The 10,780-nt window shown below is 39.8% G+C and carries 10 protein-coding genes and 1 pseudogene; 7 read left to right on the top strand and 4 right to left on the bottom strand.

Annotation, left to right across the window (positions count from 1 at the left end; all coding sequences use genetic code 11):
* Window positions 1-34 precede the first annotated feature (34 nt).
* Entirely contained in the window at window positions 35-967 is a 933-nt protein-coding gene (birA, locus tag ACLS0A_RS07030; RefSeq protein WP_416082859.1) for a bifunctional biotin--[acetyl-CoA-carboxylase] ligase/biotin operon repressor BirA, read from the bottom strand.
* Between the two features lie 179 nt (window positions 968-1,146).
* On the opposite strand from birA, the gene guaB reads away from it, so the two are divergent.
* From guaB to ACLS0A_RS07010, 4 genes are all read left to right on the top strand, one after another.
* Window positions 1,147-2,610, top strand: a complete 1,464-nt coding sequence (guaB, locus tag ACLS0A_RS07025) for an IMP dehydrogenase (RefSeq protein WP_416082858.1) — start codon at window positions 1,147-1,149, stop codon at window positions 2,608-2,610.
* Window positions 2,611-2,672: 62 nt separating this feature from the next.
* Window positions 2,673-4,232 (top strand): glutamine-hydrolyzing GMP synthase, encoded by a 1,560-nt coding sequence (gene guaA, locus ACLS0A_RS07020; protein WP_416082857.1) that lies wholly within the window; start codon window positions 2,673-2,675, stop codon window positions 4,230-4,232.
* 622 nt (window positions 4,233-4,854) lie between these two features.
* Window positions 4,855-5,568, top strand: a complete 714-nt coding sequence (locus ACLS0A_RS07015) for a hypothetical protein (protein WP_416082856.1) — start codon at window positions 4,855-4,857, stop codon at window positions 5,566-5,568.
* Between the two features lie 3 nt (window positions 5,569-5,571).
* A complete protein-coding gene (locus tag ACLS0A_RS07010; RefSeq protein ID WP_416082855.1) occupies window positions 5,572-6,066 on the top strand; it encodes a hypothetical protein in 495 nt (164 codons plus the stop codon).
* A gap of 165 nt (window positions 6,067-6,231) precedes the next feature.
* Here the strand turns inward: ACLS0A_RS07010 and ACLS0A_RS07005 are convergent, their stop codons facing one another.
* The gene (locus tag ACLS0A_RS07005; RefSeq protein WP_416082854.1) at window positions 6,232-6,954 is read right to left on the bottom strand and encodes a YwiC-like family protein; all 723 of its coding nucleotides are present in this window, start codon (window positions 6,952-6,954) and stop codon (window positions 6,232-6,234) included.
* A 105-nt stretch (window positions 6,955-7,059) separates the two neighbouring features.
* Between ACLS0A_RS07005 and ACLS0A_RS07000 the strand changes: the two genes are divergently transcribed.
* Window positions 7,060-7,410, top strand: a complete 351-nt coding sequence (locus tag ACLS0A_RS07000) for a RidA family protein (protein WP_194750728.1) — start codon at window positions 7,060-7,062, stop codon at window positions 7,408-7,410.
* Here ACLS0A_RS07000 and ACLS0A_RS06995 read toward each other — a convergent pair.
* Complete coding sequence (locus tag ACLS0A_RS06995) at window positions 7,394-8,284, bottom strand: endonuclease/exonuclease/phosphatase family protein (protein WP_416082853.1); 891 nt, start codon at window positions 8,282-8,284, stop codon at window positions 7,394-7,396. The genes ACLS0A_RS07000 and ACLS0A_RS06995 overlap by 17 nt on opposite strands.
* A gap of 162 nt (window positions 8,285-8,446) precedes the next feature.
* Here ACLS0A_RS06995 and ACLS0A_RS06990 point away from each other — a divergent pair, with 162 nt between their 5' ends.
* Window positions 8,447-9,775: a cation:proton antiporter gene (locus ACLS0A_RS06990; protein ID WP_416082852.1), complete on the top strand. Its 1,329-nt coding sequence runs from the start codon at window positions 8,447-8,449 to the stop codon at window positions 9,773-9,775.
* 53 nt (window positions 9,776-9,828) lie between these two features.
* Here ACLS0A_RS06990 and ACLS0A_RS06985 read toward each other — a convergent pair.
* A pseudogene (locus ACLS0A_RS06985) lies at window positions 9,829-9,924 on the bottom strand (IS1595 family transposase); the annotation flags it as partial.
* A gap of 435 nt (window positions 9,925-10,359) precedes the next feature.
* Between ACLS0A_RS06985 and speFL the strand changes: the two are divergent.
* Complete coding sequence (gene speFL / locus ACLS0A_RS06980; protein WP_423105275.1) at window positions 10,360-10,632, top strand: leader peptide SpeFL; 273 nt, start codon at window positions 10,360-10,362, stop codon at window positions 10,630-10,632.
* Window positions 10,633-10,780: the final 148 nt, after the last annotated feature.

Here is a 10,780-nt window from a genome sequence, read left to right as displayed (position 1 = left end):
AAACAGCCTTCCCCTTTTATTTTGTGTTCGGCTTTTACGCTTTTTGCCGTAGCGACACTTCGCCGCCATTAAATCGCACAAGGCCTTGTTCCGTTTCTAATAACAGGTAGCCTTCGCTGTCTATGCCACGTTCAATGCCGTGCTGGCTCGCGTTTTCGCTGATCAAGCTCACGGGCTGATTAAGAAAAGCATCCCATTCCGCCCAGCGTGAATGAAAAAATGCCATTCCTTTTTGTTCAAAGAGATCGAGATAATGATAAAGTCGCTGCACTAGCGCGATGATGATTTCATCGCGATCAAAGTGCGGTAGAATTTCTCGTAATTCTGCCCAAGGTTGATTAATATTAGTCTGTTTCGGCAAGGCAAGGTTAATGCCAATGCCAATAATCAAATTCAGCAAGCCATTCTTACGATTAGCAATTTCCACCAGCACGCCCGCCAGCTTTCGCCCTTGCAATAACACATCATTCGGCCATTTTAACCCGATGCTTTGCGCGCCAAAGGCTTGTAAGGTTTCTGCAATGGCAATGCCGATAACTAAACTCAACCCATTCAGCGAAATCTGCGGTGGGAATGTCCAATAGACGCTAAGAATAATCTGCCCTGCAAAGGGCGAAAGCCAATCACGCCCACGCCGCCCACGCCCTGCGTATTGATATTCCGCCAAGCACAGCTGCCCTTTTTCTAGCTGCTCAATCTGTTCCAATAAAAATTGATTTGTGGAATGAATCACAGGTTTGACTAGCACGGGATAAGGCGCAAGACGTTGCTTTATTTTCTCCGCCGAAAGCAAGGGCAATTCTGGCTTGAGCTGGATTTCATCACCGTTTAGTTCAAATTTAATGCCCAGTTCGCTTAGCGCCTGAATATGAGCATAGAGTTGTGTTTCATCACAATGTAAAAGTGCGGTCAAATTTTGGCGAGAATTTTTCTTGCCGTCCGCCAACAAAGTTAAAAGCTCAAACATTTCTTTTCCTTTTATAACTTTCCCTTTTATAAATAGTCGCGAATTTTTTAAATGCAAAAAATATTTGTGGTTTGCCATTCCCAAATCAGCATAAACTCTGTATAATCTCGCCGCAATATTTTTTACCCTTTTTTCATATTAACCTTAGGGATTTTCCCTTCTACAGAGAGAATATTGCTATGCTACGCGTATTAAAAGAAGCCCTCACGTTTGATGATGTCCTTCTCGTTCCAGCACATTCCACCGTGCTACCAAACACTGCCGATTTATCCACGCAATTAACCAAAACCATTCGTTTAAATATCCCAATGCTTTCTGCCGCAATGGATACCGTTACCGAAGCGAAACTTGCCATTTCCCTTGCACAAGAAGGCGGTATTGGTTTCATTCATAAAAATATGAGCATTGAACGCCAAGCGGATCGCGTGCGTAAAGTGAAAAAATTTGAAAGTGGCATTGTTTCCGATCCTATCACAGTTACCCCTGATTTAACTATTGGCGAGTTAGCGGAAATCGTGAAGAAAAATGGTTTTGCAAGCTTCCCTGTGGTGAGTAGCCAAGGCGCGTTAGAAGGCATTATCACTGGGCGCGATACGCGTTTTGTGAAAGATATGAATAAAACTGTTGCGGATCTGATGACACCAAAAGAGCGCTTAGTTACCGTAAAAGAAGGCGCATCTAGCCAAGAGATTTTCAGCCTAATGCACGCACACCGTGTAGAGAAAGTGCTAGTGGTGAATGATGATTTCAAATTAAAAGGCATGATCACTTTAAAAGACTTCCAAAAAACTGAACAAAAACCTAACGCTTGTAAAGATGAATTCGGGCGCTTACGCGTGGGCGCGGCAGTAGGTGCTGGCGCAGGCAATGAAGAACGTATCGAAGCCCTTGTGCAAGCTGGCGTGGACGTATTGCTAATTGACTCTTCCCACGGACATTCCGAAGGCGTGTTGCAACGTGTGCGCGAAACTCGTGCGAAATATCCTGATTTGCCAATTATTGCTGGCAATGTGGCGACAGCAGAAGGCGCGATTGCCCTTGCTGATGCCGGTGCAAGTGCGGTGAAAATTGGTATCGGCCCGGGTTCAATTTGTACCACGCGTATTGTAACAGGCGTAGGTGTACCGCAAATCACCGCCATTGCCGATGCGGCCGAAGCGTTAAAAGATCGCGGTATTCCTGTTATTGCTGACGGCGGTATCCGTTATTCTGGCGATATTGCCAAAGCCATTGCTGCTGGGGCAAGTTGCGTAATGGTAGGTTCAATGTTCGCAGGGACAGAGGAAGCCCCAGGGGAAATTGAATTATTCCAAGGGCGTGCCTTTAAATCTTACCGTGGAATGGGATCTTTAGGCGCAATGAGCAAAGGCTCGTCCGACCGCTATTTCCAAAGCGACAACGCCGCCGATAAACTCGTGCCAGAAGGCATCGAAGGGCGCATTCCATATAAAGGTTATCTCAAAGAAATTATCCACCAACAAATGGGCGGTTTACGTTCTTGTATGGGCTTAACCGGCTGCGCCACCATTGAAGATCTGCGCACCAAAGCGCAATTCGTACGCATCAGCGGCGCCGGCATCAAAGAAAGCCACGTCCACGATGTTACCATTACTAAAGAAGCGCCGAATTATAGAATGGGCTAAATAAAAGTGCGGTAAAAAATACCGCACTTTTTCACATAATTAATTTAATGACTGGAAATAAAATGAACAACATCCACAATCACAAAATTTTAATCTTAGACTTTGGTTCGCAATATACCCAGCTTATCGCTCGCCGTGTGCGGGAAATTGGGGTATATTGTGAGCTGTGGGCTTGGGACGTAACGGAAGAACAAATTCGTGAATTTAACCCAACAGGGATTATTCTTTCTGGCGGGCCTGAAAGCACTACGGAAGAAAACAGCCCGCGCGCGCCTGAATATGTGTTTAACGCTGGCGTGCCAGTGCTAGGAATTTGTTACGGAATGCAGACAATGGCAATGCAGTTAGGCGGTTTAACGGAAACTTCTGACCATCGTGAATTTGGTTATGCTGCCGTTTTGCTTGAAAATCCCACCGCACTTTTCGCGGGCTTAGATGATGGCGATCACAAGTTAGATGTTTGGATGAGCCACGGCGATAAAGTTACTCAATTACCACCGCACTTTCAAATCACAGGAACAACGCCAACTTGCCCGATTGCAGCGATGTCTGATGAGAGCCATCATTTCTACGGCGTACAATTCCACCCAGAAGTTACCCACACCAAAAGTGGCTTAGCCCTTTTAACCAATTTTGTGGTGAGCATTTGTGGTTGTGAACGCAACTGGACACCAGAAAATATCATCGAAGATGCCGTGGCTCGCATTAAAGCACAAGTGGGCGATGACGAAGTGATTTTAGGCTTGTCAGGCGGCGTGGACTCTTCCGTTACTGCTTTATTATTACACCGAGCTATCGGTAAAAACTTACACTGTGTTTTCGTGGACAACGGCTTGCTACGCTTAAACGAAGCCGATCAAGTAATGGAAATGTTCGGTGATAAATTTGGCTTAAACATCATTCGAGTGGACGCCGAAGATCGTTTCTTAAACGCATTAAAAGGCATTTCAGATCCTGAAGCGAAACGCAAAATGATCGGTAAAGTGTTCGTTGATGTGTTTGATGACGAATCGAAAAAACTCAGTAGCGTCAAATGGTTAGCACAAGGCACAATTTATCCTGATGTGATCGAATCTGCGGCGAGCAAAACGGGCAAAGCGCACGTGATCAAATCTCACCACAACGTGGGCGGATTGCCAGATTATATGAAACTTGGCTTGGTAGAGCCATTACGCGAACTGTTTAAAGATGAAGTGCGTAAAATCGGCTTAGCCCTCGGGCTTCCTGCTGAAATGCTCAACCGCCACCCATTCCCAGGCCCAGGATTAGGCGTACGCGTGCTTGGCGAAGTGAAAAAAGAATACTGTGATTTACTCCGCCGTGCCGATGCTATCTTTATTGAAGAGCTTTACAATTCAGGTTGGTACTACAAAGTCAGTCAAGCCTTCACCGTATTCCTACCGGTAAAATCCGTCGGCGTAATGGGCGATGGACGTAAATACGACTGGGTTGTTTCCCTCCGTGCAGTAGAAACCATTGATTTTATGACCGCACATTGGGCGCACCTGCCTTATGACCTACTCGGCAAAATCTCCAACCGCATCATCAACGAAGTGGACGGCATCTCCCGCGTGGTTTATGACGTCAGCGGAAAACCGCCTGCGACGATTGAGTGGGAGTAAATAAATAATAAAAAGGCTTTGAGTTTTAATATATCAAAGCCTTTTTTATAATTTAATAAATGATAGGATAAAACTATATACTCCTTGTAACAAACCAGCTCAATGGCTACCTATTTAATTTATACTAGAACCTAGACAACCCTTTCTTATTTGCTTTTTCTAACCTAAATAGAGTTTTTTAGTTATTATTAAATACAATCCAACAATAAACTCTTACACTTTCTCAAGTTTATGGATATAATTAAATAAATAGCTGTAAAGAAATTTACCTTCTATCTAATTAAATACCTATACTATAATAAGATTAGTATCCCTTACAAAACTTTATGAACAGGGAAGAAAAAGAAATAATTAACAAAGGAATAGATATGGCTAAGTTTTTTAAGAAAGAAAGCATATTATACAAGAACAACAACAGCTAAAGGCATAGAAGACATAACTCAACGTTTAAATAAACGCAAAAAAACAATTAAGAAATGTTCATTCTACCGAAAGAACTCTCAATAATGTAGTTTATCGTATTCAGCACTATCGTGAAGATACTGATATTTTTACAAAAGAAAAAATACTTTTATTACATATCGTATCTGGTGTAATCGGTCAAACTGCTCTGACAATGAATATGGCATGTACCGAAGAGTTTGATGATGGTAAAGAGCAAACAGCGCCAAGTCAGCGCGAATTTATCAATGGAGAAGCTTATTTATTATTCAAAGATCATCATGTTATCTTCTGTTCTCATGGATTAACATTAATTACGGTTCAAAATTATCTAAATAACTTTTTGCATAACGAAAATACAGATGATAGCTTTGAATTCTGTAACGTTGCTAATATAGATAAACTACAATTACTTAATAGAAATGGAGTTAAAGCCTTTAAATTTTCAGCATCAATGTATGCTATAACTCAAAATGAATTAAATAGAAAAGCAAATGCAGCAGCTCGTTCACGTATTTCATTACTCTTTAATAAATTTATTCAGAATGCCAAAGATGAATTCTCCAAAGATCTAACAGAAGAAGAACAAAAAATTTTACAGGAATTACAAGTTGATGTTTCTGTTCGTTTAATTGGTAATTCACGAGCAAGTCTTGAAGCACAGAAATTTGTAAAAACCGAAGCCAAAGAGATGTTAGCAGATGAAGAACTACCACCAGAGGTAGAGTTCGTCACAGGAAATAATGAAAAAATAAAAAGCTCTGAAATTCAATTACACAAAACTATCACAGTGCAAAAACTTAATAATTCCAATAGTCTTCAACATGAAGATGCTTGGCTTAGTTTAAGTGATTATTTTGACGAACTAAAACGTCAAAAATTTACAGAGATTTAAGAAATGGCTAGAAAAATAGATATTCAGAAAGTGTTAACTTTTATCGTAATCGTTTTGGTTTCTGGTATTATTTCTTACTTTGCCCAACCATATATTCATGATAACAAGGAAGCAGTTAATTTAATCGTTAATGTTTTTTCTATACCAGCTGCTCTTCTTGTCGCTATAATGACGCTATTCTCTGATTTTTCAATTAACAATAAAACAAACTGGCGAGAAATTTCATTGCAAAAACAAACTATCCGTGCTCGTTCTACTAGAAACAAGCACCTTTTTCATTGTTATCTAATAGTGTTTATATCTGTATTTATTAGCATTCTACTTGGTAAATCAAAAGATGCATTACACCAAGAAATAGTTAAGTATGCCGAGTACACGTACCTTTATTTTGCAAGCTTTGCTCTAGGATATTCACTTTATCTACCTAACAAAATTTATCAACTTAAAACAGAAAAATTGGATAATGCAATCAGAGAACGTAAACCCAAAAATCTTTAAATTAGCCTAAATTTGACTTAAACAATTCTTAACTAAACTTTAGTTATCAAGTTATATTTAACTGTAGCAATTTTATTGCATTTCCTTCCATATCAAAAAATAATGAGCTATTACTATTAGCATTTCGCTATACAATACTAAAACTATAGTAATGAATTCCTACTATTAACTCAACAAACTCCCCCACACCAACATCACAAAAAACAAAAATGATACTGCCATTTCTGCCATTCCAACTTGCTTAACGGAAAGTTTGTATTTGGGAAGCAAGATTGCGCGGATAAATGGTGGGACAAAAGCTAAGGCTAATAAATATTGCTGGCATAAGGCGAAACCAAGAATACAGAGTAAATGGAATGCGATGGACGCGTGCAGATAGCGTGGATTTTTACGTTCACGCATGACGGATTTAACATACAGCGTTACGCCGACAAAAAATAAGCTTGGGTAGAGCGCAACCCAGTAGATTTTGTGATCGAATTGTGAGTTGGCGAAATAATACGCAGCCATTCCTGCGATGGCGAAAATTGTAATGCCGGCAAAATCGTTCAACAATGCGCGCTCATCTTTTTGTTTTACATAGTAAATATTCACCGCGACAAAAGGCAACATTGCTAGCAAGAAATATAAAATATGCCAGTTATGCCATAAGGCAGGCAAGGCGAAAAGTAAGCTGGCGGTGGCGTAAATTAGCGTCCATTTGCGATAAAGCTCAAGGTTTCTGCCTTTGAATAAATTTAAAAAGGGATAGGTCATCAAATAAAGGGCGAACCACGCCAATAACAGAAATAAATGTAGCGTGATCGGTGTAGAAAGCAACATTCCGTATAAAAACGGCATCAGTGCCATTACGATAGCACCGTGTTGATTGGAAATAAGCAGTTTCATAATAACGAATAAGTGCGGTGAAAAATTGCCAAGAATTTTAGCTATTTTTGCGCATAATCGCTATAATCCTTGCGAATTATTTTTATTTCATATGAAGGAAAAAAGATGACAACAATCCAACGTTTTCACGCCAATGAGCGCCTTGCCGAAATGTGCGTTTATAACGGCGTGGCTTATTTGGCGGGGCAAGTGCCAGAAAATACCCAAGGCAATGCATATGAGCAAACCAAGGAAGTGCTTGGTTTAATTGATAAATTACTGGCTGAAGCGGGATCAGATAAAAGCAAGATCTTAAATGCCCAAATTTTCTTGGCCGATATGCAAGATTATGCAGAGATGAACCGCGCTTGGGACGAATGGGTTGATCGCCACAATCCGCCAAGCCGTGCAACCGTAGAGGCCAAACTTGCCGTACCTGAATGGAAAGTGGAGATTGTGATTACCGCTGCGGTGTAGCCAAAGTTAATTCCACCAGTAACGGATTATGATCGGAACTGGTGGTCTGCACTGTGTGCGCAGATTTCACGCGAATCCCCCGCACAAAGACCCAATCGAGCGGATTATCCCAAAAACGTAGTCTATCATCAGGCTGAAATGATACGGTTGCCAAACCATAAAGTGCGGTGAGTTTTTTGATTAAATTTATCCGCCCTTCATTCCACGCATTGAAGTCCCCCGCCAGAATAATTGGCCCCTGATGCTGTTCGATCAGCTTAAACATTGCGTCTAACTGCTGTTGGTAATGGTTTGGGTTCAATTCAAAATTCACCAAATGCAAATTAATTGTCAATAACGATTGCCCATTGCTCAACGGAAACGCCATTGCATTGCCCACTTTAGGAATACGAATCCAAGGCTCAATGGAAGATCCTGCACAATAATATTGTGGCGCAAAACTGCTCATCAGTGCGACACCTGATTGGTTGCCCAAATAGGCAAAACTGCTGGTATAAAGTGCGGTAGAAAATTTGGAAAAATTTTGGGAAGAATGTTGCTCCACCAACTTTTGCTGACTTGACACTTCTTGCAATAAAAGAAAATCTTGCCCTTGCGACAAGTTCGCTAATTGTTGTTGCCAACCTTGATCTTGCCCTTTGTGCATATTCCACACCAACAGGCGAAAATCCTGCTGTTCAATGGGTTTAACAGGCTGCTCTGCATAAAAACAAGCCACGGTATTATCCAAGGCTTTACGTTCATAATGTAACGCATTTTCTGTGCGAAATTGCATTTGTGGCTCGGGGTAAATTTCTAGGCTATACCACAAATAGCCAACGCTCAGTAGAATCAATCCTATCAGGGCGATAAAAAAGGATTTTAGTTTACTCATTTTGATGTATTTTGAAATTTTGTGCTTTCTAAATAATAGCAGTTTACTTATACTACGCCAATTAATTTGGCTTGCGTTCCTTTCCCGTCTAAATCACCAAATGGAGCAAAATCAGCCACGTTTCTTAGCAAAATTCTTTATTATTTTGATTAAGGCATTTCAATGAACGTTTATACCTATATTTGCTTTCTCTCCGCCATTTCCATTCTGATCGGCTTTGTTACGCAAAAAATTAACGACAAAATTCAATATACCATCGCCATTACCGCTACCTCAATGATTGCTTCGCTCGTGTTATTGATAATGGGGCATTTCAATTTTCTACACGTTGATTTGCTCGCCAAAGGCGTAATGGAACAGATTGATTTTAAAAGTTTCTTACTCAACGGAATTTTAGGTTTCCTACTTTTTGCCGGCGCATTGGGGATAAAACTTCCCGTAATGAAAAGCCAAAAATGTGAAATCACCATTCTCGCCTTATTTTCCACCTTCGCTTCTACCTTCCTTATCGGTTCAACTTTTTATCTTTTAACTTACGCCCTTGGTTGGGAAGTGGATTTTATTTATTGTATGTTGTTCGGCGCCTTAATTTCCCCTACCGACCCTATCGCTGTGTTAGCTATCATCAAAAATCTAAAAGCGCCGAAAAAACTTTCAATGAAAGTGGAAGGGGAATCCTTATTTAATGACGGTGTGGGATTAGTGATTTTCACTACTATCTTTGCCGTAGCATTCGGTGGCAAACAACCTACCCTAGCTGATGTGAGCGAACTTTTTCTAATGGAAGCAGGCGGCGGTTTGCTGTTTGGCTTGATACTCGGCTTAGTGGCGCATTTCCTGATCTCTGCTACCGATGACGGAAGTTTAGAAATTTTGCTCACGCTCACCATTCCAACCGCTGGCTTTATGGTAGCTAATTTGCTCGAAGTTTCAGGCGCATTGGCAATGGTGGTTTCGGGCATTATCATCGGCAACTGGACAAGACACACAGGCTTCTCCAAACAAAGTCAGCATTATTTAGATCATTTTTGGGAAATGATCGACCACTTCCTAAATTCTTTATTATTCCTCCTAATCGGTGCAGCAATGTTGTTGGTAAACTTCACCTATCAAGGGATTATTTTAAGCTTACTCGCCATTCCACTTTGCCTAATCTGCCGTTATATCAGCGTGTGGACTCCGTTTAAATTCTTAAGTATGAAAACCACTTACAATCCATACACCTTACGTATTCTCACTTGGGGCGGCTTGCGTGGCGGGCTTTCACTCGCAATGGCACTTTCCATTCCCGTAGGCAGCCTGTATATCCCGAAAATCGGTATGAACGTGCGTGATCTGCTTTTGGTAATGACCTACGCCGTGGTAATGTTCTCCATTCTCGTCCAAGGCACCACCATTGAAACAATGGTTCGCAAATCCAAAGAAGCCACCTTGCAAGCAAGAGGATATGTGGGGTTAAAGCCGGAGCATAAGGAAGAAACAGAGGCATAAAAAGGAAGGGCTAACTTAGGTTAGCCCTAGCCCCATGCTAAAGTTACAAGATGTTACCATTTTTTTCGTGTGCTGATGTTACAAAATTTGCCTTCTTTCAGAAATAACGGAAAAGATTTCTTATCAATTCCGTTATATTTTCTGAGCATTTAAAATAGTAACCTTACTAAATTATATTTTATCTATAGAAACTTCATTGGAGTTAAGTACGAAATGATAACAATCTCTCTTTGTAATATTCTGGTGAAAAATAGTTGAATTATCGTTAGTGCCAGCCCCGTAGCTTTGTAACAAAACAAATTGTTATTCAAATTCAGAATCTCAAACAGCTTTTATATAACTAACATAAATTTCAATCTAATAAACATCCAAAATAAAAAAAACACTTATTATATAACACAAATACCATTATATTAATTTTACAAAAGTGTTACTAATTTGTTAAATTCCATCCAAATAATCTCCACTTAAACTCACATCTTATTAAAAAAACAATTTTTTAAATATAAAAAGTGATTCCGATCACATATTTAACATATTTCTCTTGATACAAGAAACTATCAAATGAATAATATAAGTGAGCAATAGAATATGCTCTTTATAGTATAAGTTCGGGAGGAAATTATGCTAAACAAACAAACAAACAAACAAACAAACAAACAAACAAACAAACAAACAAACAAACAAACAAACAAACAAACAAACAAAAGTATCACATAGATTATAATCCTGGTAAAGGAATTTCTTTAATGGCCCACATTCGTAGAACACGACATATTATGATGCCATCTCACCGTTCTTGCTTTTCTTATTCTTTATTTGCTATTCAGAACAGCTCATCTCATTACTTCTCGTAATAGATGATGTCTTTCATCTAAAAAACATTCCCTGTTTAGTTTACATTATTTATTTTGTAAAAGTATTTATATTTTTACATAGTAGATTTTTGTATTCAAAACATTAACTGCAATCTATTTCCTAGCTAGAAATAAAACTTAAATTTTA

The organism is Avibacterium volantium (assembly GCF_049366555.1).
GTDB classification, from domain to species: Bacteria; Pseudomonadota; Gammaproteobacteria; order Enterobacterales; family Pasteurellaceae; genus Avibacterium; species Avibacterium volantium_A.
Note: the sequence above shows the minus strand (reverse complement) of the source record. Positions and strands in the feature narration are given on the sequence as shown.

Coding starts and splice junctions, on each gene's coding strand:
- guaB (WP_416082858.1), top strand. CDS start 1,147: ATGCTACGCGTATTAAAAGAAGCCCTCACGTTTGATGATGTCCTTCTC.
- ACLS0A_RS06990 (WP_416082852.1), top strand. CDS start 8,447: ATGAACGTTTATACCTATATTTGCTTTCTCTCCGCCATTTCCATTCTG.
- birA (WP_416082859.1), bottom strand. CDS start 967: ATGTTTGAGCTTTTAACTTTGTTGGCGGACGGCAAGAAAAATTCTCGC.
- ACLS0A_RS07015 (WP_416082856.1), top strand. CDS start 4,855: ATGGCATGTACCGAAGAGTTTGATGATGGTAAAGAGCAAACAGCGCCA.
- guaA (WP_416082857.1), top strand. CDS start 2,673: ATGAACAACATCCACAATCACAAAATTTTAATCTTAGACTTTGGTTCG.
- ACLS0A_RS07010 (WP_416082855.1), top strand. CDS start 5,572: ATGGCTAGAAAAATAGATATTCAGAAAGTGTTAACTTTTATCGTAATC.
- ACLS0A_RS07005 (WP_416082854.1), bottom strand. CDS start 6,954: ATGAAACTGCTTATTTCCAATCAACACGGTGCTATCGTAATGGCACTG.
- ACLS0A_RS06995 (WP_416082853.1), bottom strand. CDS start 8,284: ATGAGTAAACTAAAATCCTTTTTTATCGCCCTGATAGGATTGATTCTA.
- ACLS0A_RS07000 (WP_194750728.1), top strand. CDS start 7,060: ATGACAACAATCCAACGTTTTCACGCCAATGAGCGCCTTGCCGAAATG.